The 26,084-nt window shown below is 33.5% G+C and carries 32 protein-coding genes; 2 read left to right on the top strand and 30 right to left on the bottom strand.

Annotated elements, in window-relative coordinates:
- Positions 1 to 25: 25 nt before the first annotated feature.
- The 5 genes from CHB72_RS11320 to CHB72_RS11305 all read right to left on the bottom strand — a co-directional run bounded on the left by CHB72_RS11320 (position 26) and on the right by CHB72_RS11305 (position 2,571).
- A complete protein-coding gene (locus CHB72_RS11320) occupies positions 26 to 562 on the bottom strand; it encodes a DUF5673 domain-containing protein (protein ID WP_089282983.1) in 537 nt (178 codons plus the stop codon).
- Between the two features lie 28 nt (positions 563 to 590).
- Positions 591 to 785 (bottom strand): hypothetical protein, encoded by a 195-nt coding sequence (locus CHB72_RS11315; protein WP_089282982.1) that lies wholly within the window; start codon positions 783 to 785, stop codon positions 591 to 593.
- 166 nt (positions 786 to 951) lie between these two features.
- On the bottom strand, positions 952 to 1,119 hold the full coding sequence (locus CHB72_RS26530; RefSeq protein WP_176431325.1) for a hypothetical protein: 168 nt from the start codon (positions 1,117 to 1,119) through the stop codon (positions 952 to 954).
- A gap of 648 nt (positions 1,120 to 1,767) precedes the next feature.
- A complete protein-coding gene (locus CHB72_RS11310) occupies positions 1,768 to 2,232 on the bottom strand; it encodes a recombinase family protein (RefSeq protein ID WP_089282981.1) in 465 nt (154 codons plus the stop codon).
- Positions 2,233 to 2,307: 75 nt separating this feature from the next.
- Complete coding sequence (locus tag CHB72_RS11305) at positions 2,308 to 2,571, bottom strand: winged helix-turn-helix transcriptional regulator (protein ID WP_330397037.1); 264 nt, start codon at positions 2,569 to 2,571, stop codon at positions 2,308 to 2,310.
- 266 nt (positions 2,572 to 2,837) lie between these two features.
- Between CHB72_RS11305 and CHB72_RS11300 the strand changes: the two genes are divergently transcribed.
- Positions 2,838 to 3,491 (top strand): flavodoxin family protein, encoded by a 654-nt coding sequence (locus CHB72_RS11300; RefSeq protein ID WP_089282980.1) that lies wholly within the window; start codon positions 2,838 to 2,840, stop codon positions 3,489 to 3,491.
- A 188-nt stretch (positions 3,492 to 3,679) separates the two neighbouring features.
- On the opposite strand, the gene CHB72_RS11295 is transcribed toward CHB72_RS11300, so the two are convergent.
- The 12 genes from CHB72_RS11295 to buk all read right to left on the bottom strand — a co-directional run bounded on the left by CHB72_RS11295 (position 3,680) and on the right by buk (position 12,663).
- Positions 3,680 to 4,183: a GNAT family N-acetyltransferase gene (locus CHB72_RS11295; RefSeq protein ID WP_089282979.1), complete on the bottom strand. Its 504-nt coding sequence runs from the start codon at positions 4,181 to 4,183 to the stop codon at positions 3,680 to 3,682.
- Positions 4,184 to 4,440: 257 nt separating this feature from the next.
- On the bottom strand, positions 4,441 to 4,944 hold the full coding sequence (locus CHB72_RS11290) for a peptide deformylase (RefSeq protein WP_089282978.1): 504 nt from the start codon (positions 4,942 to 4,944) through the stop codon (positions 4,441 to 4,443).
- Positions 4,945 to 5,259: 315 nt separating this feature from the next.
- On the bottom strand, positions 5,260 to 5,439 hold the full coding sequence (locus CHB72_RS11285; protein WP_089282977.1) for a hypothetical protein: 180 nt from the start codon (positions 5,437 to 5,439) through the stop codon (positions 5,260 to 5,262).
- 106 nt (positions 5,440 to 5,545) lie between these two features.
- Entirely contained in the window at positions 5,546 to 5,758 is a 213-nt protein-coding gene (locus CHB72_RS26525; protein ID WP_089282976.1) for a hypothetical protein, read from the bottom strand.
- Positions 5,748 to 6,926 carry an ArsA family ATPase gene (locus CHB72_RS11275; protein WP_089282975.1) on the bottom strand — a complete coding sequence of 393 codons (1,179 nt, stop codon included), beginning with the start codon at positions 6,924 to 6,926 and terminating at the stop codon, positions 5,748 to 5,750. The genes CHB72_RS26525 and CHB72_RS11275 overlap by 11 nt, the downstream gene beginning before the upstream one ends.
- A gap of 117 nt (positions 6,927 to 7,043) precedes the next feature.
- Positions 7,044 to 7,532: a MarR family winged helix-turn-helix transcriptional regulator gene (locus CHB72_RS11270; RefSeq protein ID WP_089282974.1), complete on the bottom strand. Its 489-nt coding sequence runs from the start codon at positions 7,530 to 7,532 to the stop codon at positions 7,044 to 7,046.
- A gap of 235 nt (positions 7,533 to 7,767) precedes the next feature.
- Complete coding sequence (locus tag CHB72_RS11265) at positions 7,768 to 8,556, bottom strand: LysM peptidoglycan-binding domain-containing protein (protein ID WP_242975103.1); 789 nt, start codon at positions 8,554 to 8,556, stop codon at positions 7,768 to 7,770.
- Between the two features lie 410 nt (positions 8,557 to 8,966).
- Positions 8,967 to 9,503 carry a 2-oxoacid:acceptor oxidoreductase family protein gene (locus CHB72_RS11255; RefSeq protein ID WP_089282971.1) on the bottom strand — a complete coding sequence of 179 codons (537 nt, stop codon included), beginning with the start codon at positions 9,501 to 9,503 and terminating at the stop codon, positions 8,967 to 8,969.
- Positions 9,500 to 10,252, bottom strand: a complete 753-nt coding sequence (locus tag CHB72_RS11250) for a thiamine pyrophosphate-dependent enzyme (protein WP_089282970.1) — start codon at positions 10,250 to 10,252, stop codon at positions 9,500 to 9,502. The genes CHB72_RS11255 and CHB72_RS11250 overlap by 4 nt, the downstream gene beginning before the upstream one ends.
- A gap of 3 nt (positions 10,253 to 10,255) precedes the next feature.
- The gene (gene vorB / locus CHB72_RS11245; protein ID WP_089282969.1) at positions 10,256 to 11,326 is read right to left on the bottom strand and encodes a 3-methyl-2-oxobutanoate dehydrogenase subunit VorB; all 1,071 of its coding nucleotides are present in this window, start codon (positions 11,324 to 11,326) and stop codon (positions 10,256 to 10,258) included.
- Positions 11,327 to 11,354: 28 nt separating this feature from the next.
- Positions 11,355 to 11,558, bottom strand: a complete 204-nt coding sequence (locus CHB72_RS11240) for an indolepyruvate ferredoxin oxidoreductase subunit alpha (protein ID WP_089282968.1) — start codon at positions 11,556 to 11,558, stop codon at positions 11,355 to 11,357.
- 28 nt (positions 11,559 to 11,586) lie between these two features.
- Positions 11,587 to 12,663: a butyrate kinase gene (gene buk, locus CHB72_RS11235; RefSeq protein ID WP_089282967.1), complete on the bottom strand. Its 1,077-nt coding sequence runs from the start codon at positions 12,661 to 12,663 to the stop codon at positions 11,587 to 11,589.
- Positions 12,664 to 12,987: 324 nt separating this feature from the next.
- Here buk and CHB72_RS11230 point away from each other — a divergent pair, with 324 nt between their 5' ends.
- On the top strand, positions 12,988 to 13,908 hold the full coding sequence (locus CHB72_RS11230; RefSeq protein WP_089282966.1) for a LysR family transcriptional regulator: 921 nt from the start codon (positions 12,988 to 12,990) through the stop codon (positions 13,906 to 13,908).
- 132 nt (positions 13,909 to 14,040) lie between these two features.
- Here the strand turns inward: CHB72_RS11230 and lepB are convergent, their stop codons facing one another.
- From lepB to hcp, 13 genes are all read right to left on the bottom strand, one after another.
- On the bottom strand, positions 14,041 to 14,580 hold the full coding sequence (lepB, locus tag CHB72_RS11225; protein ID WP_176431324.1) for a signal peptidase I: 540 nt from the start codon (positions 14,578 to 14,580) through the stop codon (positions 14,041 to 14,043).
- A 258-nt stretch (positions 14,581 to 14,838) separates the two neighbouring features.
- Positions 14,839 to 15,594: a nitroreductase family protein gene (locus tag CHB72_RS11220; RefSeq protein ID WP_089282964.1), complete on the bottom strand. Its 756-nt coding sequence runs from the start codon at positions 15,592 to 15,594 to the stop codon at positions 14,839 to 14,841.
- Positions 15,595 to 15,683: 89 nt separating this feature from the next.
- Positions 15,684 to 15,848, bottom strand: coding sequence for a hypothetical protein (locus CHB72_RS27025; protein ID WP_207652541.1), 165 nt, complete (start codon positions 15,846 to 15,848; stop codon positions 15,684 to 15,686).
- Positions 15,829 to 18,906, bottom strand: coding sequence for a penicillin-binding protein 1A (locus CHB72_RS11215; RefSeq protein ID WP_089282963.1), 3,078 nt, complete (start codon positions 18,904 to 18,906; stop codon positions 15,829 to 15,831). The genes CHB72_RS27025 and CHB72_RS11215 overlap by 20 nt, the downstream gene beginning before the upstream one ends.
- 336 nt (positions 18,907 to 19,242) lie before the next feature.
- On the bottom strand, positions 19,243 to 19,842 hold the full coding sequence (locus CHB72_RS11210; protein ID WP_089282962.1) for a nitroreductase family protein: 600 nt from the start codon (positions 19,840 to 19,842) through the stop codon (positions 19,243 to 19,245).
- Positions 19,843 to 19,992: 150 nt separating this feature from the next.
- Positions 19,993 to 20,511 (bottom strand): SprT-like domain-containing protein, encoded by a 519-nt coding sequence (locus CHB72_RS11205; RefSeq protein WP_207652540.1) that lies wholly within the window; start codon positions 20,509 to 20,511, stop codon positions 19,993 to 19,995.
- A gap of 151 nt (positions 20,512 to 20,662) precedes the next feature.
- Positions 20,663 to 21,304: an MBL fold metallo-hydrolase gene (locus CHB72_RS11200; protein ID WP_089282960.1), complete on the bottom strand. Its 642-nt coding sequence runs from the start codon at positions 21,302 to 21,304 to the stop codon at positions 20,663 to 20,665.
- A gap of 29 nt (positions 21,305 to 21,333) precedes the next feature.
- Positions 21,334 to 22,104 (bottom strand): 4Fe-4S binding protein, encoded by a 771-nt coding sequence (locus CHB72_RS11195; RefSeq protein ID WP_089282959.1) that lies wholly within the window; start codon positions 22,102 to 22,104, stop codon positions 21,334 to 21,336.
- Positions 22,105 to 22,158: 54 nt separating this feature from the next.
- Positions 22,159 to 22,371 carry a hypothetical protein gene (locus CHB72_RS11190; RefSeq protein ID WP_089282958.1) on the bottom strand — a complete coding sequence of 71 codons (213 nt, stop codon included), beginning with the start codon at positions 22,369 to 22,371 and terminating at the stop codon, positions 22,159 to 22,161.
- Positions 22,372 to 22,567: 196 nt separating this feature from the next.
- The gene (locus CHB72_RS11185) at positions 22,568 to 22,930 is read right to left on the bottom strand and encodes a spore coat protein (protein ID WP_089282957.1); all 363 of its coding nucleotides are present in this window, start codon (positions 22,928 to 22,930) and stop codon (positions 22,568 to 22,570) included.
- On the bottom strand, positions 22,930 to 23,178 hold the full coding sequence (locus CHB72_RS11180) for a hypothetical protein (protein WP_176431322.1): 249 nt from the start codon (positions 23,176 to 23,178) through the stop codon (positions 22,930 to 22,932). The genes CHB72_RS11185 and CHB72_RS11180 overlap by 1 nt, the downstream gene beginning before the upstream one ends.
- A gap of 97 nt (positions 23,179 to 23,275) precedes the next feature.
- Positions 23,276 to 24,520, bottom strand: coding sequence for a DUF418 domain-containing protein (locus CHB72_RS11175; RefSeq protein WP_089282956.1), 1,245 nt, complete (start codon positions 24,518 to 24,520; stop codon positions 23,276 to 23,278).
- A gap of 170 nt (positions 24,521 to 24,690) precedes the next feature.
- Positions 24,691 to 26,040, bottom strand: coding sequence for a hydroxylamine reductase (gene hcp / locus CHB72_RS11170; RefSeq protein WP_089282955.1), 1,350 nt, complete (start codon positions 26,038 to 26,040; stop codon positions 24,691 to 24,693).
- Positions 26,041 to 26,084 lie beyond the last annotated feature (44 nt).

Here is a 26,084-nt window from a genome sequence, read left to right as displayed (position 1 = left end):
AAAATAAACTCCTTTACATATAAATTTATTTTCTCTCTTGATTTGTATTGATATGATAGCTAAATATTTCATCAACCTTCTCCTGATCTTCTCTATAAATAGTCCATACTCTAGTTATTTTTCTTTTTGAAGTAAAGAGGGTTCGTGGTTGAAAGGTAATTTCTAATTCTTCATCTACAGTCCATCTATAGCTTATGATATCTCTCCAATAGACAAAACCCTCTTTGCTACTTATTCCATCTTCTCTCATCTCTTTATCATATATACATTTTAATATATTAAGAGAGCAAATAAATATCCACAAAATAGGAGGGCCTAAAGTACCTATAGGGTGCCTATAATCATATTGATTTATATTTACCCCTCTTTCTATCAAAAAAATTATCCAAAAGCAACCAAGAATAACCCAAAACCCCATCGAAGCTTTGATATCGAAATCTCTAGGTGCTTGTAAAATAAATTCACCTAAATATTTCTTCCTGTTCAACTCTTTAAAGACAAAATATACTAAAACAACTAAGGTTGTTAATATAACAATTTCAAAAAATCCTATATCTTTCATCGTTTTTGACCTCCGCTTACTAAACCAATTACGCCTTTTGAATAGGTTTGTATTCGGAAGTTGAGCCGGTTAAAACCAACACCTTGCTTTTTAAAGTACGGATTGATTCTCTATTGTTGTGGTCTGCTACTTCTACATTAAATCCTGCTAAAAATACCAGTAATATCAAGTTTATGACTAAGCTTATTACTAAAATAGTGGTCTTGTTTTTTATACTTATCAAAGTCTATCTCTCCTCTCCATAAAAGGTTTAAAAAAAAGTTAAGAGCAACACAAGGTATTCTGAGTTCCTCATTTTCTTTCAAGCACGTTTTTAAAAGAGAATATGTAGTAGCAATTGAACTGAATAGTATCCTTATATTCCCTAGTGATATTCAATTATTTGCGGGCTATTTTCTTCCAATCCAAAATAATCCTGCTGCTAAAACTCCAGCCAAATACAAAATTGCCGATTCAGTGTAGCCATATTGCGATTGTGTTATATACAAACCTCCAATTGTTATTACAAATACAAAAATGACTAAAGCAATAAGTATATCGCTCCATTTTTCGATCATTGTTTATTCCTCCTATATATAAATAATCTTAGCTTCGGTTTTTTTATCAAATAGGGAATTCATCTTACCCTTATTATTTATTTCCACTTTCGACTCCCTATCCCTGCATTAATTTCTACATGTTCTTATCCTTTTTGTTTAAATCCACGCTATAAACATGCTATAGAGAATATATACTTAAAAACAAAGAGGTGTTTCTTATGAAATGGCAGGAGGTAAGAAGGCTTTATCCTAATCAATAAGTTGTATTAGAAGAATTGGAATCTCATATTGAGGGTAATAAAAATATGTTAAAGATGCTGTTATTATGAAACTTATAGATGATTCGAAAGAAGCTACAAGGGAGTTAGTAAGCATGAAAATTGATTTTAGTGATCACTTGCTCTTTACCTCTATTTTTAACAATTTCGAGGGAAAGAAAAAGTTATCAATAAAGTATTTTGAAGGAATCTGCTTCAGGACATTCTTTCTTATTCTCTTCTAGCTCATAACTACCTTACTAAACTGGAAATTGATTAATAACCTTCTCGTATTCCTGTTGATAATTCCGCTACTGAAGCTAAAGCAGAAAATATAGTGGAATCAACTTTAACAGGACAGTGTATAAGCAATAAAAACTCTAATGTTTTTCACTTAGATAGCTGCAGTTCATTGCCTGTAAAACATAATATGGTATAACTTGATACTGGAGAGAAAGCAATAGATGCGGGGCAGAGATCTAGCACTGGCAAGCCCTTCTCTGGTTCTCTGGCTAATTAAATCTCTTTCAAATTGGCTAATACCAGCAAATATGGTAAACATCAGCTTCCCTTGAGGAGTGGTAGTATCTACCCATACTTCCTTCAGACTCTTTATATTTGCACCTTTTTTCTCGATCGGCTCTACAATTTGAAATAAGTCTTTAGTGGATCGGCTCAAACGAGTAAGCTCACTTATTATGATAGTATCTCCTGGTCTTATTTGATCAAGCAATCTATCAAGTTCTGGCCTATCTTTTTTAGTAGCAGTGATCTTCTCACGAAATATCTTCTCGCAGCCAGCTTCTTTTAGCTGATCTATCTGTCTATCCAAATTTTGATCTTGGGTACTTACCCTTGCATATCCTAAAAGCATAACTTCAAACTCCTTATAATTTATAAAAAGTGGCGCAAAATAAGAAGAATGCATGTTAAAGTAAATGAGAAGAGTTTAAAAATCTGATTTCGACTTATCAAGTTTAAGTTGTTCTTCACCCCATTTTGACAATTCATTCAATGCAGGAAGTAGTGCTTTACCTCTTTCTGTTAGAGCATATTCAACTTTAGGAGGAATCGTTTCGTATTGGATTCTAACAATAAGATTATTTTCTTCTAATTCTTTTAAAGATTTTGTAAGCATCATATTAGTAATGCCTTTAACTTTTCGTTTTAATTCATTATATCTAGTGAATTCATTTTCAAATAAGTACCACATAATAGGTAACTTCTATTTTTTTCCAATAACCTCTAATGCGTATAGAAGAGGACATTGTGTCTCATATATATTATCATTTGGGAATCCTACATTACAATCCATATCATTATTCATAATTACAACTCCTTTAAATTTAATGGTATGATTTTTATACTAACACAGAAAAAAGTGCGTACTTCTATATTTATTACCTTATGATATATAATTATAACATAAAGTTATAATTATAGAAGTAAGTAAAGAAAAATGAAAAAAGGAGTGTTACTATGAAAGTTTATGCTATTAACGGAAGTCCAAGAAAAAATAAAAATACAGCTACATTACTTCAAAAAGCTTTAGATGGAGTAAAAGAATCTGCAAAAGATAAGGAAATTGAAACAGAAATAATTAATTTATATGATTTAAACTATACTGGATGTATAAGCTGCTTTGCCTGCAAAAGACTTGGCGGTAAAAGTTATGGAAAATGTACAGTAAAAGACGATATTAAAGAAGTTTTAGAAAAGTTATCTGAGGCTGATGGTATTATCTTTGGCTCTCCAATATATTTGGGTAATATAACAGGTCAATTACAGTCATTTTTAGAAAGACTGATATTTCAATATTTAGTGTATGATAAGAACCATTCTTCAATTGCACCAAAGAAGATGTCAACAGCATTTATTTATACAATGAATGTTCCAGAAGAAATAATGAATGAAGTTGGTTATTTAAAAACATTCAATCACATTGGAGCTTATATTGAACAAATATTTACAAAACCATTGGTTATGTATTCAAATAATACTTATCAATTTGATGATTATTCAAAATATAAAATGGAAATCTTCTCTGAAGAAGAAAAAGCAGCACATAGAAAAGCTCAATTTCCTATAGATTGCCAAAAAGCATTTGGACTAGGTGTAAACTTAATAAAGTAATATATTAACTAAGTAAAAAACTCCCTTGAAATATTCTGATTAAACATTATATTTCAAGGAAGTTTTTATTCAGATAAAGTAGGTATTCATACACTACATATAAAACGTAATATTCTACGAATGTGATATATCATCTAGAATATTCACTTCGTATTTTCCATCTGTTGCGATTCACAAGAAAGTGTCTACTAACTTCGTTCCCTATCTCTCTTTAACAATGAAAAAATATATTCATCCCAAAACTGATTTTTATAGTATCCGCGCTCTCTTAAAATCCCTTCTTTTTGAAAACCTAACTTTTCAAGAAGTTTTAGTGATTTTTGGTTTTCCAGCATCACATACGCTTCTATACGGTTTAAATTTAAAGTGTTAAAACCATAATTAATTATGCAGGTTAACGCTTCTACCATAAACCCTTGTCTCCAGTACTGGCTTCCTAATTCATACCCAATTTCCCCTATATATGTTTCTTCCTTTAATCCGGAATTGTATCCACAAGTACCTATTAGCCAATCAAATTCTTTGTTATATATGCCCCAGCGTATAGCTTGTTTTTCTTTAAATAAGTGATTCAATAGATCAATCATCTCTTTTGCTTGATCTATGTCAGAAAAAGCATTTATATTCATATACCTGGTAACTTCATTATCAGACCAATACTTCAATAAAAGCTCTGCATCATCTTCTGTCAGCTTTTTTTATATTTCTATATATTTTCCTCTTACTCCTTTATAAAAAATTGCAAATTTTAAAAACAATTACCATCAAAATGGCAATGCTTCTTAATCTTAGCTATAATTTAAGTTTTTTAAAAAACTCTTCCTTAGCGTAGTTAATAGTTCTTCATAAGTTAATTACTATCTCTAGAGAAGAGTTTTTATATAAAATGGAATTGAAGTCAATCAAGAAAATTTCTTTCAAAAATATAATAAGCAGATTGTTATCCTTGCTAAAAGCATCCTGATTTGTCTTTATTGACTCTAAAGGATTTATTGTCGATTCCTCTTTGCACAGCTAATATTCCATCTAAATGATCATATTCATGCTGGATTAACTCTGCTAAATCTCCTTCAAATTCGATCACACAATCGTTCCAATCTAAATCCTTATAATAGACCTTTACCTTTTCATATCTCTTTAACTTTACCTCTAGCCCTGGAAAACTCATGCAGTCATCCCATATTTCAAATATTTTGTCTCCAACAAATTCAAGTTTAGGGTTGATAAAGGCTATAGAGTTATCATCAAAATTCATGTAAATAATTCTATAGGGTTCATTGATTTGAGGGGAAGCAATCGCCCTGCCAAAACCATATTTTTTTCTAAATTCCATCATTGTATCATGTAAATCTCTAACAACTTCCCTTGCTTTTTTTAATTGATCCTTCGTTATTTGCTGAGAAATTTTATATAAGCTTTCATTTCCCAACAGTAGTACTTTCCTAACCGCCATCATCATCTCTCCTCTTTTATAAATATTTTTAAATTTTATAATTGTCTAAATAATGATCGATATTTACTATCATAGATAATTTTTTATAATTTTGTGGATCAGTCTTACTCCTACAAAGCCAGATTCACTTGATATCTTCAAATAATCAACATATATTTATGTTCTTTTGTTTAATTATAGCATAATGTGCTCTATCAATTATAAAAACTATTTACCTAACTTGATTGCAATAGATTAAACTCAACGATAATTTTTTGCTGTTTTTACCTAAAAAAAATAAGGATTCCTAGATAATTAGGAATCCTTTGACATTTATTATTTCTTTTTAATCTTGAATACGCTTCCATTAACACGATTTTTTCCTGTGATGAGCTTTTCATTATTCATCATTTCTTCATTATCAATAGCTCCAATATCACCAGCGAGTTCATAGTTCATCTCATTAAAAAAGTTCTTATCAATACCTTTTTTAGTCTGCTTCTGTTTCTTTTCCACTAAAATCACCTCTTTTTTATTGTTTTGCGTAAGGTATTGTAACATACCAGGTAATTTTAGGGATAAAATTCAGCCGCAACTCAGAGAAAATTTTTACTCCTTCAATCTATTCTATTTCTATAGATTTCAGGCTTTTTTTCTCCTTTGTCATATCACCCTTCTCTATATACTCTTCTGTTACTTCATGGATTGTATGGATGACCTTATTTTGAAGCTTTTGTACAGGCTCTTGTATATGATCAGGAAGCATATTTGTCATAGCAGTCATGACTTCAAATTTCATTTTAAAGAGGCTTTTAAGAAGATTATCATTGATCATGATCTTCACCGCCAAATTTTACTTTTAGAGTTTCCTTATCAAATTTTGCTCCCTTAATTGAATAGTTCAGCAAAGTCCTAGGTAATATAATATTTCTCTTATAACTACCTGCTTTAATGATAAGCTCATCACCCTTCTGATTTAGTAATAAATTTTCTTTTTCAACAAAAGGCATATATAAGGACAAAGTATAGCCTTTCTCCTCCTTTATGATTTCCTGCGTTTTTGTATCGTAATAAATTTTAGTAGGATCATTGTTTTCAAACAGCTTATCACCCATTCTAGATAACATTTTCACACCTACAACTTCATTTTCGAAAAGTGGTACATAATAGATAGGTACTGGGTGAAAGCTTTCTATAATCATTTCTTTATATTTTTTGTGTATTTCCTTCCATGCTTTAAAATAATCATCTAAAACACTATCTGGCATCATTCTATTTACAACAATTGCATCCACATTGAAATTATATAGGTTTAGATAAGTGAAACTTCTTTGTGCTTCCTTTACCACCATTTTCTCGGGATTTACAACAATTCTAACACTAGTTATCTTTCTATCTGATAAAATTTCCCTCATTTCGTCCATTTGGTTGTATATTTTTTCTATTTCTCCCATCACTCCATCAGAGGGCATAGGAACGCCAAGAATCGGTTCAATTATAGGCTTTGTTATTTTAATCGCTTTTCTTTTAATTGGAAATAGTTTATCCATCCACCATCTAAACATGTCAGGAAAACTAAGTAGCGCAAGCGTTTCCCCAGTTGGCGCGCAATCTATGACAATCACATCGTATTTCTTTTCTTTGTAATAACTCAATATTGTCAGTAGACTTAATAAATCTTCTATCCCTGGGAAAATAGTTAGTTCCTCAGTAGTAATATCTTTAACAGTCTTGGATGTAAATAAAGCCGTTAAATACTCCTGTACCTTTTTCCAGCCCTTTTCCGTTTCATGAATAGTATCTATTTCCTGGGCCCAAAGGTTTTTTTGAATCTCTACAGCTTCAGGAGATAACTGCACATCTAGAGAATCCCCTAGACTATGGGCTGCATCAGTACTTACCACCAATGTTTTCAGTCCTTTTTTTGCACTTTTTAAGGCAGTTGCAGCTGCAATACTTGTTTTCCCTACGCCACCTTTTCCCGTGTATAATATAATTCTCATAATAATTCCTCCTCAAATTTCACATTATGAATATTTCGTATTTCGAAATATGTGTTTTGTTTAAAGCCCACTTCTGTAAATGGGCTAAAACCTTTATTTATTCTAGATTGCTAAAAGTTATTCAATTTCTATTTTTTTGATTTTGTCTTTTTTCTCTTGATTTTCTGCATGTTTTTGTTCTTCTCCTACATCATTGATGATATGAATTACCTTCATAAAAATCTTACTTAATAAGTCTATTTCTTCTTTTGTAAGGGATTCACTAATTCTATGGATATAGTGGGATACCATTTCTTTTAACTGATTAATTAAGGCTTTTCCTTTATCTGTTAATTTGATTACAACAATCCGTCTATCTAGTTCACTTCTTTCACGACTTAAATAGTCCAGTTTTACCAATCTCTCCACCATTCCTGTAGCAGTACTCATAGGAATATGAATATCTTCAGCGATTTGACTCATAATAATTTCTCCATGCTTATCAACCAGTAACATGGTAAAGATTTCAGATTTAGAAAAGGACAAATCAAGTTTAATCCATTCTTCAGGATAAAATAGTTTCTTTATATTTTCAAAAAATAAATCATATAGGCTGTTGACATCCAAAATTATTACCCCCTTAGAATACTTCGTATTTCGAAATGTTCTAACAACAGAATATCATGGATTTTACTTTATGTCAATATATATTATTTATCCAGCAGGATTTCTTTATTCTTTTATACATCTATTATATCTGACATAACTAAAGAAGAGCTCCTTTTTATTAGAGCCCTTCTTATATTGAGGTTTATTATGAAGTTATTCTCTTTTCCTTTGCATCTACTACGCTTTATCCAATTTAGGTTGTTGGTATACAGATTAGTTGACCGATTTGTAAAGCATCAGGATTTACAGTTGGATTTGCTCTTCTTATTGCTTCTACAGTTGTATTATATCTTGCGGCAAGATTAAAGAAGGTATCTCCTGATCTTATGGTATAAGGAGTTGTTCCTGTTGGACAAGGTGGTGGTGGTGGTGTAACACCACAATCTACACCTAGGGCAGTCCATGTCCGTACGCCTACTATGCCATCAACAGTGAGTCCCCTGCTCGTTTGGAAAGCTCTTACTGCCGCTTCAGTTCTTGCGCCAAAAATACCATCAATAGGTCCTGGATCAAATCCAGCATCCCTTAACAACCCTTGAAGTCTCCGTACTGACTCCCCTCTACTAGTACGTCTTAAAGTAGGACATACAGGTGGTGGCGGTGGTGGTGGCGGTGGTGTATGTGTTGGTATACAAATTATTTGTCCTATAAATAGCCTATCTGGATTGACCCCAGGGTTAGCTGCTATCAAAGCATCTAAAGATATATTATGGGCTCTAGCTAGTGCATAAAAAGTATCTCCAGCTCTAATGACATGCGGCATGGTTCCTCTTGGGCAAGTAGTAGGAGGTACAACAACAGGGATACAAATTTGTTGACCAATCATTAACATATTAGGATTAACAGTTGGATTTGCTGCCATAATTGCTTGAACCGTAACATTGAATCGAACTGCTAATCTATAATAAGTGTCGCCTGCCTGAATAATGTATGGTATTGTTCCATGGGGGCATGGCATTTGATGGTAATACATATGGTACATAACTCGATTTCCTCCTTTATATATTATTTAGAATATATAATTGGAATATACTCTACTATAATATATTCTAGTAGGGGGAATAGGTTCTATTTTACATATAGAAAAAATGATGGAAATTCTTCTATCACAAGCGTCTTAGTTAGCTATTCATTGTTATCAACTATATTTTTTCATGAAAACAGTCTTTTATTTCCCAAAGAAGGAGCCTTTTGTTTTCCCCTCCCATGATTAAAAGAGGCCCTCCTAACAAGATAAAGCAATCTTATTAGAGGATCTCTCTATTGGTATAGACATACGCCCCTAAATTTTAATATACTAAGGGCTACATTTGCAGCCCACAGTTTTGGGCAAAACCGTAGACCGTGTATATTAAAATTTAGCTTTAAAAGCGTATGTCTATATACCCTTATTTATCCGTTAATATATTCTATTCCTTTATGAATAGCAGTTAAGTTGATTTCCAGTAATTCTGGTTTCTTACTGGTTAGTTTATCCATAGCCTTCTTAATTTTATCTAAATCAATTAGAGTCAAATTTGGTAGTAATGCACCTAGACACACCATATTGGCAATACCTGTATTGCCTATTTCATTGGCAATATCCGTAGCAGGGATTTCAATGATTTTTATATCATCCCTTGCATCCTCCAATTTAGCAAGAGAGGAGTTTACAACCAATACGCCACCTGGTTTGATACGAAGTGCAAATTTATCATAGGCTGGTTTGTTTAGTACAAGAGCAGCATCAGCGAAATCAATAACAGGGGAGTGTATTTCTTCATCTGAAAGTATTACAGAACAGTTGGCAGTACCTCCCCGCATTTCAGGGCCATAGGAGGGAATCCAGCAAAGGTCTAAATCAGAACCCATTCCTGCATAAGCTAAAACTTTACCTAAAAACATGACCCCCTGGCCACCAAAGCCTGCAAGTATTACTTTATCCATCATAAGCTCTTTACCTCCTCTGTCACCTTTAGTTCACCCATCGCATAAACAGGCATCATATTTTCTCGTAACCATTTCAAGCTATCTACAGGTGTCATACCCCAGTTGGTAGGGCAGGTCGATAAAACACTTACTAACGCAAAGCCTAATCCAGCCTGTTGAACCTTAAATGCTTTTTTAATAGCTTTTTTCGCCTGTTGAATGTTTTTTGGTGTATCTACTGAAACAGAAGCTACATATACAGCACCCTCAAGATTAGCAATGATTTTTGGAAAGTCCATCGGCAAACCATCAACAAGAGGATTTCTTCCATAAGGACTAGTAGATGTCTTCATTCCTTCAAGTGTAGTGGGTGCCATCTGTCCTCCAGTCATTCCGTAGATAGCATTATTCACCATAATAGAAGTGATTTTTTCACCTCTTGCTGCAGCATGAATAGCATGTTGTGTCCCTATAGCAGCAATATCGCCATCTCCTTGATAGGTGAAGACCATTCTATCAGGAAGTGCTCTTTTTACACCTATTCCCACCGCTTGAGCTCTACCATGGGGAGCCCCTACAAAGTCACAGCTGAAAAAGTCCTGACAGAAACCTGCACATCCTACAGGGGAAATTCCGATTGTATCTTCAATAATATTTAATTCTTCAAGTACCTCAGCAACTAACCTCATGATTGTTCCATGGGTACATCCTGGGCAGAATGAAAAAGGAATATCTGTTAATCCTTTTGTTCTAGCAAATACTTTTTCCATCACCTACACCTCCTCCACTGCTGTTAAACTAAATATATCTTCAACATAGTCTAGTATTTCATGTTCCGTTGGTAGCATACCACCCTGTCTTCGATAAAGATGAACTGGCATCTTACACTCTACTGCAAGCTTAACATCTTCTATCATTTGTCCTGTATTTAATTCAATGGTTACCATACCTTTCACTTTCTCCTTATAAGGAATGAAAGCTTTTTCAGGATATGGCCATAGGGTAATAGGCCGAATTAGACCTAGCTTAATTCCTTTCTTACGAGCATTCAGTACAGTACTCTTACAAATTCTCCCAGTTGTTCCATAGCTCACTAGCAAGTATTCCGCATCCTCTGTATAGAATTCTTCCCAGCGTTGCTCCTTCTCTTGAATCTCCTTATATTTAGCTTCCCAACGTTGGTTGTTGGCTTCACCGATTTCATTAGTTAAAGAATAACTAGCCAATATACGTTTCTTTCTTCCCTTAGCTCCATTAACCACCCAGTTTCTGTCAACCTTCGGTGGTTCAGGTCTATCCTTTAAAACTACGGGCTCCATCGTTTGACCTAAAAATCCGTCAGATAAAATTAAAACTGGATTACGATATTTATCAGCCATATCAAATGCTTCCATAGTAAAGTCATAGAGCTCCTGAGCTTTGGAAGGTGCTAAAACAATTAAGCGATAGTCACCATGTCCTCCACCCTTTACTGATTGGAAATAATCGGATTGAGCTGGTCCTAACCCACCTAGTCCTGGACCACAACGGTTAACATTTACAATCACCATAGGAAGTTCTGCTGCTGCACTGTAGGAAATCCCCTCCTGCTTCAAACTGATTCCAGGACTTGATGATGCCGTCATAACTCTAGAACCTGTACAGGCAGCACCGTAGCACATATTAATGGCTCCAATTTCATCCTCTGCCTGTAGTACTGTGCCACCCTTTGGTGGTAAATGCTTAGATAAATATTCTACTACCTCCGTTGACGGAGTAATGGGATATCCGAAAAATAATTTACAGCCTGAACGAATGGCAGCTTCACCAATAATCTCATTTCCTTTTAATAGTACTTTTTCCATCGAGTATTTCAGCTCCTTTCCTAAATTCTTATTTATAAACCTCTATCGCTACATCAGGACAAACGGTTGCACATAAAGCGCATCCTATACATTTTTCTTGATCCTTACAAGCCACAGTAAAATATCCTTTTTGGTTTGTTTTATCTCCAATAGCTAGGATCTTTTTAGGACAAACATCGATACAAAGACCACAACTCTTACAGTACTTCTCTAACACATCTACCTTTGCCATAACAGTCCCTCCTTTACTTGTTTACCAATTAACTATATGTTGCTGCCTTTTCTTCACCTCGTATAACCCTTAACGCACCGAAGACTAATGATTCAAGCTCCTCCTCACCTGGAACAACTTCAACAGGTGCAATGAATTTAACGCGTTTTATAATATCATCAACAATTCTTTTTGAATAAGCAATTCCACCTGTCAAAATGATCCTATCAACTTCACCCATTAATACTGCAGACATAGCACCAATTTCCTTAGCAACTTGATATGCTAAAGCATCTAATACAATATCTGCCTGTTGATTGCCGTTATTAGCCATCCCTTCTACCTCACGGACATCCATCGTCCCAAAATAGGAGTAAAGGCCACCTTTACTACCTAGCTTCTCTTTTAGCTCATCATAGGAGTATTTCCCAGAAAAGCATAGCTTCACCAGTTGATCTACTGGCAATCCACCACATCGATCAGGAGAAAAGGGTCCCTCTGCCTTGGCATTATTTACGTCAATCATCTTTCCCTTTTTATGAGGAGTTACAGAAACTCCTGTACCTAGATGTACAACTACAAAATTGACTTCTTCATATTTTTTGCCCATTTCTTTAGCAACCTTCCGAGCTACCGCCTTCATATTTAATGCATGGGATAAACTTATTCTTTTTAAATCAGCTAATCCAGAAACTCTAGCTACTGGTTCTATTTCATCAACAGAAACAGGATCCACAATAAAAGCTGAAATGTTTAACTGATTTGCTAAATTTAAAGCCATCACCGCACCTAAATTAGAAGCATGCTCCCCTTGCTCTGCCTTTTTTAAATCCTCAACCATCTTTTCGGTTACTTGATAGGTTCCGCCAGCTAAAGGCTTCAAGAGCCCACCCCGTCCCACTATGGCTGCTAAGTTTTCTAGCTCTGTATTTTCTTCCTTAAGAGCTTGTAGAACTAGTTCTAAACGATATTCATACTGATCAAATATCTTCGTATATTTTTCCAAGTCCTTCACTGAATGCTCTACAGTCTTTTTAAAAAGTAGTGTCTCTTCCTCATATACTGCTATTTTCGTAGAGGTTGCACCTGGATTAATTGCCAAAATCCTATTTTTAGTAAGTGACATGCTTAATACCTCCTTTTTCTTCTAATAGCTTCATAACATTGGTTTTTCGGGAAATATTATATATAATGAAGCTAGATTACAGCGTTGATTAAATATAAAATTAATAAGTAAAACGTTCCTAATTTCAAATAAAATTAGAATTCAAATAAAATTTGAAGCAATAAAATTTATTCCTAATATTAGAATACAGAATATTACGCCCATTGTGAAATATCGGAATGATATATCTGTAATAAGTAAAAGTGATTTCTGTTGATGGAAACTGAGGTAAATGTTATTATTTAATTAATAATAAATCTGTACCTTGGAATTGGAGGGATAAGAATGGATATACGTCAATTGCGTTATTTCATCGCTGTTGCAGAGCAATTAAACTTCACAGAGGCAGCTAAACATCTATTTGTAGCACAATCCGCTGTTAGTCAACAGATTGCAGATCTAGAAAAAAAAATAGGTGTGCAATTATTTATTAGAAACAAGCGTTCAGTGAAATTGACAAAGGCAGGTGCTGTACTTCTTAAGGAAGCTATTTCTCTTGTGAATAAATCTGAAGAAGCAATAGAAAAAGCTCGTCATGCTGAATTAGGTATAATCGGAGGCTTGAATATAGGTTTTCTAGGTTATACAGAAAAGATTTTTTTACCCTATTTAATTAGACAGTTTCGTCGTAATTATCCCAAAATAGATTTACATTTAAATCAGTTTAATCACGGAATGTTGATTGAATCACTTAAAACTGGAGAATTAGATATCGTATTCACCCTTGCATTTGGTCTTGATCATACTGGGGGACTTAAAAAGAAAAGTATATTCACGGAGGCAATTTCAGTAGTAATGCATTGTGAGCATCCCTTTGCAGATAGAAGTAGTATCGCCATTGCTGACTTATCTGAAGAACGTTTCATAACAGTGAATAGACAGGAATCTCCTCAAGGCTTTAATAAAACGCTACTAATGTGTGCTAATAGTGGTTTTTCACCAAACATCGTTAGTGAACCTAAGCTTCTCCATACAGTATTGCTATTAGTAGATGCTGGGATGGGAATTGCTATTTTGCCGAAAAGCCTGAAGCTCCATTCAAGCCCTAGTCTTCGTTTTATTGATATTGAAGGAGAAAAAGCCGAGGATGAATTAGTGGTTGCTTGGAAAAAAACTAACCCCAATGCTTCTATTCCTTTATTTCTGAAGGAACTAGATGCTGTAAAATCACAATATAATGATGATTTTACAGCTGTTTTATCATAGAAGTTCTTATATATATTGGCAAAAAAAATAGGCTGCATATCATAGTTCAGCCTACTTTCTATCATTTTATAAATTTTATTATTCTCCATGGTCAAACTCTAATCTAGAAGTCTGCTGGTTCTTGATACAATATTATTCTAGTCCAAATATGTTATCTAATAATTCTAGGTTGTCAAATGGAAATATTCTTACTACAGCTTTACCTATAATATCTTTCTTATCAACCAGTCCAATCCTGCTGCTACGGCTATCTTCACTACGATTACGGTTATCTCCTAAAACAAATATTTTATTACTTGGCACAACTAAGCTTAAATCTCCATCCGTGTAGCTATAATTGGTATACTCTTCTTCAAGTATTACATTGTTAATATAAACATCCCCATTCATGATTTCAACCTTGTCTCCAGGAACACCGATCACTCTTTTAACTAATATTTTATTAGAAAATCTATTTTTTTCTAGGGTTGATTTAAAAATTACGATATCTCCCCGATTAACATTAGTAAGTCTAGGAATAATTTTATTAATAACTAACACATCTTTGTCATCAAGGGTAGGTTCCATAGATTCTCCAAGTACAAAGCTTATGCCAACAATATTTACGATTATTAACGCAATAAGCACTGGTACTAAGTAATCCTTCAAAATTGATAATAATTTTGTTTTCAAATTCATCAGTCTCCTCACTAAACTAGTTATTCATTATTGTATCATACTTTTATTAGTGGGGTAAGCCTCTCTCTATATACGTTTGTAAATTTTAATACATCAAGGGCGAAACCATAGACTGTATGTATTAAAATTACAGTATAAAGGCGTATATCTATGCTAATATTTTCGAGTTATAATGAAGTATCAAATAATTTTCACCAAATTGTATACTCTATGTTAAATAATACCTCTTCCCTAATATTTTCTTTGATCTTTTTATGTCATCTTCAATGTTGTAACATAATAATGCCCAGATGGAGGATTACTTGATATCTCTTTATCACATATAAAATCAACCTTTTTACCAAAATGCTCTGCAGCTATCCACAAGTGACAAATAGCAATACCCATATCAATCTTGTTCATCCTCTCATATATAAGAGCCTTTATAATATTGGTTTTTACACAGTATGCATGAATTGCATCTTCGTTACCAGTGAAAAACCATGGTTGGTTATTTGTCCCAGATGGGGCGAGGCCAGCAGGCTTCAACAACTGATCCATGCCAGTAATATTGCTGATTTGTGCTAGTGGTTTTCTCTTAAATTCCATGATATTCTCTCTATATAGTGGTTCTATAGCCCTTCCTATAGCAAGTACAATTACAAATTCAAGTTCTGAATTAATGAATACTTTTTTTGTGGGTTTTGCCATTCCAAGCCAGCAGCTGCCGATACCATTGGCAGAAAGAAATAAATCCATCTGCTGTAGCATAAAACCTGCATTTGTTAAATACCCTTTTTTCTTTTCTGAAGATACTACTATGTAATGAGGTGCTTTTATCGCCATTAAACCCTTAACCTCATTTTGTGATATAAGTTTCATTTCTGTTTTGACGTTATCATACATAGGTTTTATGGCACCTATATACTCTAAAACCTCAGTGAGTGTGTTCTCATCTAAAGGTGTTACATCATATTTGCGAATTGACTTTCGCTTAAAGATTGCTTCATATAAGTTCGTTTTTTTCATTGTTCCACCTCTTTATATATTTTTCATATCATTAATTGTACTTGCAATTATCGATCCCTGAGTATAGTTTAATAGTTTGAGAGTCTTTTTTAAATGTATTGAAATAAAAAGGATTCACCATTGCGATAAAATCTAGGGTCGTAAATCCCTAATCTTTTATCATCTTCGACGACAACAACAAATAGTGCCTTTTTTGTTTCTAGGTTATAGATAGACTTTCCTTGATGTGAGAAATCAATCAAGTAAATTTTCATCTATTGATTCCTCTACCACTATTTCTCCCTCTTCTCTAGGAACCTTCTCTCCTGCAAGGTGAATATTGCATTGGGATGAAGGTGCCCTATAGTCAGAATCACTTGAATTTCTTTCTCTATTATTAGAATGATCATGTGACAGCTTAGTTTTGATGAAACTCCTAGAAACTACATCATCTTCTGGACAGTAGGGACCTGCTATTTTATTAGATATTTTACAAATCCTTAATTCTATCCGAGAAGCGGAATGCTGAGTAGGAACTGTATCTGGGTCAAAAATTTCTATTCTTGCCCTATTTCCTCTAGGATCTAGGTTTGTTAATCTGGTAGCTAATTGCCCAGTATCAATATCTATTGTTTTCTCAACAAGTTTATCTGACATACTAAAATCTTTATCTTCTAAACCTTCATGTACTGCTAGCATAACTTCTTTCCAGAACATAGCTGCAATCCTACTTCCATCTGTCAAGTTTAATTGAGGAACATCATTTCCTATCCAAAGAGCAGCACTATAATAAGGCGTATATCCTGCAAACCAGGCATCCGCCTTTGCAGTTGTTGTTCCTGTTTTCCCTGCTACAGGAATTTTTTTATTCCCTGGATATAAGCTTGCCCTTGTTCCAGTTCCATATTGAACAGCATCCTTTAATATATCCGTCATAATATTAGCAATTTCCGGCTTAACAACAAAGTTTTGTTTAGGACGATGTTGATAAATAATATTTCCTGAAGCATCTACTATTTTTTCGATGGTTGTAGGTTTTATATAAATACCATCATTGGCAATGCTACCATAAGCCGCTGTTACAGTAAGAGGTGATAATCCCCTAGTAAATCCCCCTAACCCTAAAGCTGCTAAGTTTTCATCATTTACATAGAGATTTTCTTGCAGGCTAATAAAGCTATCTAGCAAAGGATTTTCTTCATCAATAACTCCCATCTTTGCTAAGTATTTCATAGAAGTTTCAATGCCCATTTCTTCTAATAATTTAACTGTTGCAACATTCATAGAATCAACAGCAACTTTTCTTAAAGGGGTTATACCCCGATATCCATTATACCAATTTCGTGGCCATAAATTTCCTTTACTATCATAGTGGGGAGCATCATCAATGATGGATGCTGCAGTATATCCATTATCTAATGCAGGAAGATATACAGCTAAAGGTTTAATGGTTGATCCTGGCTGGCGATAACCTTCAATAGCACGATTTAAGATTTTTCTTCCGCTAACATCCCTTCCCCCCACTATGGCTTTAATTTTTCCTGTGGCATGATCCAGCACAATAACAGCTGATTGAGGCTGTACTATCCCTTTGGCATCAAAGGTAAAATACCTGGGGGATATAAGTAAATTACCTATTTCATCTATCTCGTAAAAATCAGTATTTTCTTTTAAAAACTGATTATGAAAAACGATAGTTTTATCCTCTTTTAGAAAGTAGTCTTTATTAGTAACTTCTAAATTACCTATATGATGAAATACCAGATTCTTTTTTTCATCAATACTATAAAAATTCTTAAGTCCTATATAATGACCATACCCATTAATTTTATTAGATTTTATTTCTATTGTATGGTCCCTCAGTAGATAATTGGCTTTGTCAATGATTAGGTAGTTTTCTTCAGAAAGTATATTTTCCTTTTTAAAGTACAAAATATTCCCACTATTATCTACTAAATTATTACTCCTATCTAAATTTCCGCTATGTCCATTATATCTACTCCATTCTGTTAAAACAGGGGTTGTTCTTTTTTCTAAATTACCCACAAGAATCTTTCCGAAGTTTTCATAAACATCTTCTATTCTCTTTTGCATATCCACGTCAATAGTTGTATATATTCTTAATCCACCAGTATACAACCTTATTTCAGCCTCTTTTTTTTCAAAACCTTGTTCCATTAGAATTTCTATGGCTTCTTTTTTCGCTAAATCTGAAAAGAAGGATGCTATCTCTGTATTTTCCTTTTCTCTAGGTTTTAGTTTTTCTTTAATATCTTCTGTTAAGGCCATTTCATACTCTTCTTCTGTTATATAACCTAACTCCTTCATTTTTCTTAAAACAATTCTTTGTCGCGTAACTGAATTAGGGTTATATAACACCGCATAATGGTTTCCTATCAAATGTATATATCCTATTAAATTTTCATCATCTTTTTCTACATTCTCGGCTAATCTTAATAAATAAGGAGCATTTCTAGAAGGATTTTTAGTAATGCCAGCAATTAAAGCACTTTCTGCAATGGTAAGTTCTTCAATTTCTTTATCAAAGTAAGTTTTAGCCGCCTCCTGAACACCATAGGCCCCTTGCCCTAAGTTAATGGTATTTAAATAGGTATGTAGAATTTGATCTTTAGTCAGTGCCTTTTCTACCTCTATCGCTAAATAAGCTTCTTTTATTTTTCTTCTAATATCATTTATCAGATTTTCTCTGTCTACTTCTTCACTTAGATAAAGATTTTTAATTAATTGTTGTGTAATAGTACTGGCGCCTTGGGATGGAGATCTTTTTTCGAAATTGATCAATAGAGCTCCGGCAATCCTCTTTAAATCTACGCCTTTATGGGTTTCGAAGCGTTCATCCTCAATAGCAATAAAAGCATTTTTTACTTGAGAAGGTATCCTGTGAAATTCAATTATATCACGAAACTCAAGGGTTTGTATTACTTCAAATTCTTCACCCTTAGCATCGTAAATAATAGAATGTTGACTTAGTAATGTGTTCATTTGTGCTGGGTCAATCGACGGCGCTTCCTTGATCACTTCAACGACAAACCCTACTGCTGCTGCTACTGTACAAAGTGTTAAAAAGCCCACAATCAAAAAGACGGCTAGAAGAACTCTTAGTATTGTTTTATAGTGATGCTTTTTGCTTTCTGCCACACTAGCTTCTTGTTTATAATCAATTTTCTCTTCAGTAGTATCCTCTCTAGTATGATCTTCTTCAGTAATATTCTCCTCAACAGCATCTTCTTCAGTGCCATTTTCTTCAGCGATATCTTTTTCAGCGGCATCCCCTTTTATATCATTATTTTTTTTTGTCTCTTCCTTCTCCACAAAACAACCCCCTCTGTACTTAATCAAAATCAAAGTTTGCAGCTTAGACTTTATTTATCCTAGCTTATTGCTATTCATATGATTGCTTGTACTATGCTTATATATATATGCTAGACTTCTATAAAATGAGACTTAATTCTGAGGAAATCTTCGTTCCCTCTGGATTATAGTGGGATTTATTTCGAGGATGTCGTGCTTGATCTTCTACTTGAATAAATAGAAGTCATAGCAATACACCGAAGGAGAAATATTCTTTCCGTTGGTGCTTACTAATTTAAAAAATAGAGACTGAAGAATATTTTTTCTTCAATCTCTATTTATATTTTCTGTAGCTATTTATTTAAATACTTTAATACGTTCTTGTAATGGTTGAAACTCTTTATCACCGGGTTGTGCAGTTGGTTTACCAAAGGGCATTTGCGCAATTAGTTTCCACTTTTCTGGAATTTGCCATTCCTGTTTCACTTCATCATCAATCAATGGATTATAGTGTTGTAAAGATGCACCGAAACCCTCAACCTCCAATGTAGTCCATATAACATATTGCAGCATCCCCGATGAATGCTGAGACCAAACTGGAAAAGTATCTTTATATAAAGGAAATTTATTTTGAAGTTCTTCCACTACGCTATTGTCCTCGAAAAATAAGATTGTACCGTATCCACTACGAAATGCATGCATTTTTTCCTCTGTTGAAGCAAAATTATTGTCTCCAACAACCTTTCTTAACGTTTCTTTAGTAATATCCCATAACTTATTATGATGCTCTCCTAATAAAACGACAACTCTTCCACTTTGTGAATTGAATGATGAAGGTGTGTGCTTTACAGCATGGTTAATCACCTCTTGAATCTTTTCATCTGATATAGCAGCTTCTTTACTAATTCCATATATAGAGCGTCTTTTTTCTACAGCAGTATAAAAATCTGTTTTCATAGAGAAGGTCCCTCCCATTTTATATTTAATATATAATTATAATACCCATTTAAACATGCTTTAATAATTTGAAGGTAACTTTATTTATTTTTTACTATTCTTCAGCGTCTGCATTTTAAAAATAGTATCCACCTGAATTTTAGGTAGATGCTATTTATATTTTTCCTCTATCAACTTACTTCTGCATTTTGCACATACATGGGTCTTCGGTACTCTTCTATGCCTTTTAAATTTATTATCACAATCATGATTTGAGCATTGATACTGCCACTTATACTCATTAGGTGTATCTCTTATGCCATCCACACTTTCATAGTTGCAGCATCTTTCATCTTTTATACCAAACCTTTTACAATTATCCTTCCACTTTCGATTGTGGTGACATGGTTTTCCTTCTGTAATATCTGTATACCAATGGAGGAGTTCATGCTTAATACAGTTGTCTATATCTTCTTCTTGATAGCCTCCACTAATTAACCTAGTGGCAAATTGAAATTTCACCAATTCCATTTCGTTAGTTTTCTTGTTGAACCTATAGTAGTATTTTCCCCATGCCCTAGTCATTCTACTACTAATAATTACCGGTTTGTTCATTTCCCATCCAAACATTTCTCTAGCAAATTTCTTAACCTTTTCTTCTATTTCTTTTTGCGAATATTTTTTGATCATTTTTTCTCCCTTTAAAAGCAAATGTAAATTCATATCTACAAATGCAGGCAAAACCATAGACCATATGTATTAAAATTAAAACATGGAATAGTATATCTATATGCCCACACATCGTAAAATAGTTAAAGACAAAACTAATTAAAACAAGACGTTAACATCCCTTTAGACTTAAATATGGGATGTTTTTTCTTCTCATTTCCTTCATTACAGAAGCTTCTCCGTGACCTGGATAAATGATTGTCTCATCAGACCATTTAGAAACCTTATTCATAATAGTTTTTTTAAGTATCTCTTCATTTCCTCCCACTAGATCGGTTCTACCTAAATCATCGCTGAAAATTGTGTCTCCTGTAAAAATGATATTGGCATCTTTTACTTTAAGACACATTCCACCAGGGGTATGCCCTGGAGTGTGAATTACTTCAAGGAATATATCTGTCACAGCAATAATATCCCCATCTGATAGGATCTTATCAGGAACGATTGATATTGCTTTTCTAGTTTTATGCTTCGAATGATTGATTTCGGGATCTTTTAAACCCTCTATTTCCTTCTTGTGGGCATAAATAGGAGCATTGTATTTTTTCTTTAATTCTTCTGCTGCCCCTATATGATCATGATGATAATGGGTTAGAATAATTGCCTTAAGATTTAATGAGTTTCTATCAATATATTGCATTAATGCCTTTTCCTCATCTCCTGGGTCAATAACAAAAGCTTCTAAAGTATTGGTTTCATAAATAATATAAGTATTGGTTTCATTGATACCAACGATGAATTTTTTCAGTTCCATACAAAACTCCTTCCTATTTTTAATCACTTTTACTTGTTTGGATTAACATCCTCGCAAGGTAAAGCGGTCTGACATTTTCCACAACCGTATCGTGGCGCATATTTAGTATAGATTTCTTCATCAATAAATTGTTGACAAACTTTATCATCCTTACCTTTTTCATGAATTGCCTTCACGGGACAACGAGAAATACATGCTCCACACATGATACAATAGTCATATAAGTCTTCATACTGTCTAATCGTAGTCTGAAGTTCAATATTTGTTATCACACTACCATAACGACCAGCACAGCCTTTTTCGGTAATCAAGGATTTGCTCAACCCAAATGTCCCTAACCCAGCTATAAACGCTACGTGTCTCTCAGACCAGTTACTTTTATTATGTTTTACTTTAAAATCTAAGCTTAATGCTGGTGCCACAGCTTTTCCACCCTGTCTAGATATCTCCTCAACAATAAATTCTCTCAGCTTTTTGTTGCATTCTTCACCTTCAATCCGGCCATAAAGCCATTCTATAGCTGGTAATCCATCTCCTTTATTGGCTTGGCGTATTTCTGCAGAAAAAGGAAGAAAATATGAGATAATTGATTCTGCATCTTCAAGCCATTCTTTAGGGTTTTTATGGTTTTTATCTATAATATCTGGATTTTTTAGTTGGGCAAATAACTTATCATTGGCTGACGCTACAGCTATTAATGGCTGATCATAGATTCTATTTATTCCTATTTCAGGTACCTTATTAAAGTCACTATCATTAATAAATTGTGAAACCAACCTTGTAATCTTTGATAATTCCATCTCTACAGTTTCCCCCTCTTGAATAGTTTTTAGAATTTTATGCTCTTATTTATTTTACTTTCTAATAACCTTCATCCATCCCTTCGTCCCACAATCAGGGCATGTTAAGTACTTGGAATTAATTTTATGAGGACTGATAAAATCTGTAAAGGTGGATATGGTGAATTTATGATTGCATTTACAACATATGTAGGCAGAAACATTGGCATGCCATTTCACTCCAAGAAATAAAGCAGCTATTGCAATAGCAATATATATATATTCCATCTCTTTTCCTCCTTTTTTTATCGTTTATATTGAACTCATATTCCTTTTTAAAAATTTTATTCATATTTACTAATTTATAGTCTGTCTTTTTACTTAATATAATTCTATAGGGATTTCTCTTGTCCTTCAATATCTATTTAAAATCCTCTAAGAAAAAAGCACCCCCTAAAGGAAATGCTTTTTGTAATCTTATTGTCTATTGTTGTAAGGGAAATTGAGTTTGATAACCTGTAAAAATTTCAACTAAATCAGCGACCTCAGCATTCACTGCAACATTGGCTTGATATTCTCCTAAATTAAACATTTCATTGAAGTATCTTGTATGGATTTGCTGTAACTGGTCTCTATTATTGATTACGATTTGTCTTAAATCATCATTAATCATTTCATTGATTCCTATTTGATAGCTCACAAGGTTGTGTTTTTCCATTAGTAATATATCATTTAATTTGTCTCTTATGTTGATACTAGGGTCCTTCACTTGGGGTAGTTCATTTGAAACAGTCTTGCCAATCTTTTGAACGCCAGCTTTTGAAGTAATAGTTTGTTCTGTATTCATTAGTTCATCTGACCCCCTTGGTTATTGTTCATCCAGTTCATATTGCTTTGTCCTGTATTCACTTGATTAGCATAGTTTAAAAGGTTCATATAGTTCTGCTGATGTATACTCGCTGTATCAAGAAATATTTGTTTTCTATGCTGATCTGTTTCCTGTTGAGCATATTCATAGGATTTCTTTGCGCTTAGCAATTCCCATGATAGAAAATCCTTTAGATAGTTCAATTCTTTAGTAGCAATGTTTTTCATTATTACCCTCCTCGTATACTTATGACATCAACAGTATTTTATCCAATTCAAAAAAAATATATTAGGCTAATTTGATAAAAAGGAGAATTTCATTTACTTATAATAGACCTTTGTATGTTAGCTTTCTCCATATCCATTCAAAGGGACCATACCTAAATCTTCGTAACCACTTTTTGCTGAGAATTAACTGTGCTCCATAGATAAGGATTGTAAAAATTACACCTGTAGCCAATCCCACTTCATTTAACAGGTCCAATCCATAGCCATAAAATAGAATAGAACACGAAATACATTGTACTAAGTAATTGGTTAAGGCCATCTGCCCCATATATCTAAGAGGTGCTAATTTATTTCTAAAGCTTGGTTTTCTTAGCAGCAATAATAGACTAGTAGCATAGAATAAGGACAAAAACACAGTGGCGATTTCTTTAAATATCGTAACAGCAGCCTCTCGCAGTAAAGGATTAATAGAAATAATATACCATTGAAGAAGTATATAAGCTATTGTAGATAAAATACCAATAATCCCCCCTCTTCTCCACACTTTTTCTATAATATGTAGATTCCCTTCTATATCTTTAAAAATCCCTTTTTTCCCTGCATATAAACCAATCAAAAACATCCCTAAAATTTTAGGTATCAGAACTACTAAGTTCATAAGTACCAAACTAAATTCGTTATAAAATCTATATCTTATAATATCAATATAGCTACCATTTTTATATACTTCTATAGATTCCTTCATGAGAGCATTCACAACATTATACTGAGCTTCTAGAGTTTCTGGCGTAAAAGATGCTTCTATAAGACTATTTAGAAAGACAAACCCTGAATAAAGTAGTGTGGAAAGTATCAATAAAATAACAATCCATATCCTGATGGTTTTCAGACTACACTTTCTAAAAGCCATTAATAGGAAACCAATCAAGCCATAGACATGCAATATGTCTCCATACCAAACTAGATTGAAATGCAAAATTCCAAATAACAGGAGAAAGAAACTTCTTCGCATAAATAATCGATTTGGAGAAATCTCTTTTTCTTCGGCTTTTTCCATAAAAATATAGAATCCTAGGCCAAACAACATAGAAAAAATCGTGTAAAACTTTCCTTCCCCAAGAATTTGAATAAACAGAGCTGCCAGTTTATCAGGAAAAGTCTGAAGCTGTAATGGATTAGATAATGGCGCAGCAGAAGCAAATTTCGAAAAAAGTGTTGTATTAAACATCGCCATATTTACTAAAAGTACACCAAACAGTGCAAATCCTCTTATAATGTCTATCTCTTCAACCCTTTCTTTAAAGGATACGGGCTTTATTTCTTTTGCTTCAAAATCACTCATTTATATATTCCTCCTTCACTAAAAAACATTTCGTTGTTTTACTTACACTGTATCATTATATCAAAATTCTTAATTGCTAATAACCAAATTTGGTAAAAAGATAGAAAAAACGTCTATTACCTTGATAATCAAGATAATAGACGTTTTTAATAGTAAACATTTTTTAGAAATTATAGCATTTTTTGTAAATCCGTTTTTGCATCACCACTAATTAACTGTAGATTAAATGTGTCTTGCAGTACCTTTAATACCCCTGGTGTTACAAAGGCAGGAGCACTTGGTCCAATATAGATGTTCTTTACACCTAAGCTAAATAATCCTAATAAGATCGCTACAGCTTTTTGTTCAAACCATGATAATACAATAGTTAATGGCAAGTCATTGACTGTGCAATCAAAAGCTTCAGCTAGTGCTATAGCAATTTTTACTGCTGAACCGGAGTTATTACATTGTCCTAGATCAATATATCTTGGTATTTCCGTTCCAGGTACAGTTCCAAAATCTATATCATTAAATCTGAACTTACCACAAGAGGTAGTTAAAATAATACACTCTTTTGGTAATGTATCAGCTAATTCCCTATAGTAATCCCTACCTTTAGTAGGTGCGTCACAACCAGCAATCACAAAGAATCTTTTAATTTTTCCTGATTTTACTGCATCGATGATTTCTGGTGCAATAGATAGTACTGTGTTGTGATGGAAGCCTGTTGTTAACACTTTATCTGATTTTATATTAGCCTTTGGTAAGGATAACGCTTTTTCAATAATTGCGGTAAAGTCATCATTTACAATCTTTTCTGTTCCCTCTAAACCACAGGTTCCATAGGTCCAAAATCTATCGGAATAGCTTCCTTTGATTGGCATTAGACAGTTAGTTGTTCCTAAAATAGCACCTGGAAATTCTTCAAACAGTTTTCTTTGGTCATACCATGCTTTACCCACATTCCCTTTTAGATGAGAATATTTTTTTAGCTCTGGATAACCATGGGCTGGTAGCATTTCTGAATGGGTATATACATTGATTCCTTTACCCTCTGTTTGTTTTAATAATTCTTCCAATGCATATAAATTGTGACCTGTTACTAATATTGCATGCCCCTCTACTTTATCCTGAGATACCTTTACAGGCTGTGGTACACCTAGTCTAGAAGTGTGCGCTCTATCTAATAAATCCATAACCTTTACTGTAGCTTGTCCCACCTTCATGGCCATGCTAATATGTTCATTTAAATTAAAATTAGAGTTAGTTAATGTAGTATATAAAGCTTCATGAGCAATAGCATCTACTTTGGGATCTACCATTCCTAGCTCTCTAGCATGGGTTGCATAGGCAGCAACTCCCTTTAAACCGAAGATAATAATATCTTGTAAGCTTGCTATGTCAGGATTTTTACCACAAACACCAAACTTTGTACATCCTCCCTCTGGTGTTTGCTCACATTGATAGCAAAACATTGGATTGTTTTCCTTTCCTATCTTTATTTCTTCTTCTTTATTATTTTTAAATAATCCAAACATGATGATTCTCCCTTCAAGTTGTTTTTCACAAGTATTAGTATATA

The sequence above is a fragment of the Anaerovirgula multivorans genome, from assembly GCF_900188145.1.
Taxonomy (GTDB): Bacteria; Bacillota; Clostridia; order Peptostreptococcales; family Natronincolaceae; genus Anaerovirgula; species Anaerovirgula multivorans.
The sequence above is the reverse complement of the archived record's forward strand: the minus strand, read 5'-3'. Positions and strand labels throughout refer to the sequence as shown.

Coding starts and splice junctions, on each gene's coding strand:
- CHB72_RS11320 (WP_089282983.1), bottom strand. CDS start 562: ATGAAAGATATAGGATTTTTTGAAATTGTTATATTAACAACCTTAGTT.
- CHB72_RS26530 (WP_176431325.1), bottom strand. CDS start 1,119: ATGATCGAAAAATGGAGCGATATACTTATTGCTTTAGTCATTTTTGTA.
- CHB72_RS11310 (WP_089282981.1), bottom strand. CDS start 2,232: ATGCTTTTAGGATATGCAAGGGTAAGTACCCAAGATCAAAATTTGGAT.
- CHB72_RS11305 (WP_330397037.1), bottom strand. CDS start 2,571: ATGTGGTACTTATTTGAAAATGAATTCACTAGATATAATGAATTAAAA.
- CHB72_RS11300 (WP_089282980.1), top strand. CDS start 2,838: ATGAAAGTTTATGCTATTAACGGAAGTCCAAGAAAAAATAAAAATACA.
- CHB72_RS11290 (WP_089282978.1), bottom strand. CDS start 4,944: ATGGCGGTTAGGAAAGTACTACTGTTGGGAAATGAAAGCTTATATAAA.
- CHB72_RS26525 (WP_089282976.1), bottom strand. CDS start 5,758: ATGATCAATGATAATCTTCTTAAAAGCCTCTTTAAAATGAAATTTGAA.
- CHB72_RS11275 (WP_089282975.1), bottom strand. CDS start 6,926: ATGAGAATTATATTATACACGGGAAAAGGTGGCGTAGGGAAAACAAGT.
- CHB72_RS11265 (WP_242975103.1), bottom strand. CDS start 8,556: ATGTACCATATGTATTACCATCAAATGCCATGCCCCCATGGAACAATA.
- CHB72_RS11255 (WP_089282971.1), bottom strand. CDS start 9,503: ATGATGGATAAAGTAATACTTGCAGGCTTTGGTGGCCAGGGGGTCATG.
- CHB72_RS11250 (WP_089282970.1), bottom strand. CDS start 10,252: ATGGAAAAAGTATTTGCTAGAACAAAAGGATTAACAGATATTCCTTTT.
- vorB (WP_089282969.1), bottom strand. CDS start 11,326: ATGGAAAAAGTACTATTAAAAGGAAATGAGATTATTGGTGAAGCTGCC.
- CHB72_RS11240 (WP_089282968.1), bottom strand. CDS start 11,558: ATGGCAAAGGTAGATGTGTTAGAGAAGTACTGTAAGAGTTGTGGTCTT.
- buk (WP_089282967.1), bottom strand. CDS start 12,663: ATGTCACTTACTAAAAATAGGATTTTGGCAATTAATCCAGGTGCAACC.
- CHB72_RS11230 (WP_089282966.1), top strand. CDS start 12,988: ATGGATATACGTCAATTGCGTTATTTCATCGCTGTTGCAGAGCAATTA.
- CHB72_RS11220 (WP_089282964.1), bottom strand. CDS start 15,594: ATGAAAAAAACGAACTTATATGAAGCAATCTTTAAGCGAAAGTCAATT.
- CHB72_RS27025 (WP_207652541.1), bottom strand. CDS start 15,848: ATGAAAATTTACTTGATTGATTTCTCACATCAAGGAAAGTCTATCTAT.
- CHB72_RS11210 (WP_089282962.1), bottom strand. CDS start 19,842: ATGAAAACAGATTTTTATACTGCTGTAGAAAAAAGACGCTCTATATAT.
- CHB72_RS11205 (WP_207652540.1), bottom strand. CDS start 20,511: ATGATCAAAAAATATTCGCAAAAAGAAATAGAAGAAAAGGTTAAGAAA.
- CHB72_RS11200 (WP_089282960.1), bottom strand. CDS start 21,304: ATGGAACTGAAAAAATTCATCGTTGGTATCAATGAAACCAATACTTAT.
- CHB72_RS11195 (WP_089282959.1), bottom strand. CDS start 22,104: ATGGAATTATCAAAGATTACAAGGTTGGTTTCACAATTTATTAATGAT.
- CHB72_RS11190 (WP_089282958.1), bottom strand. CDS start 22,371: ATGGAATATATATATATTGCTATTGCAATAGCTGCTTTATTTCTTGGA.
- CHB72_RS11185 (WP_089282957.1), bottom strand. CDS start 22,930: ATGAATACAGAACAAACTATTACTTCAAAAGCTGGCGTTCAAAAGATT.
- CHB72_RS11180 (WP_176431322.1), bottom strand. CDS start 23,178: ATGAAAAACATTGCTACTAAAGAATTGAACTATCTAAAGGATTTTCTA.
- CHB72_RS11175 (WP_089282956.1), bottom strand. CDS start 24,520: ATGAGTGATTTTGAAGCAAAAGAAATAAAGCCCGTATCCTTTAAAGAA.
- hcp (WP_089282955.1), bottom strand. CDS start 26,040: ATGTTTGGATTATTTAAAAATAATAAAGAAGAAGAAATAAAGATAGGA.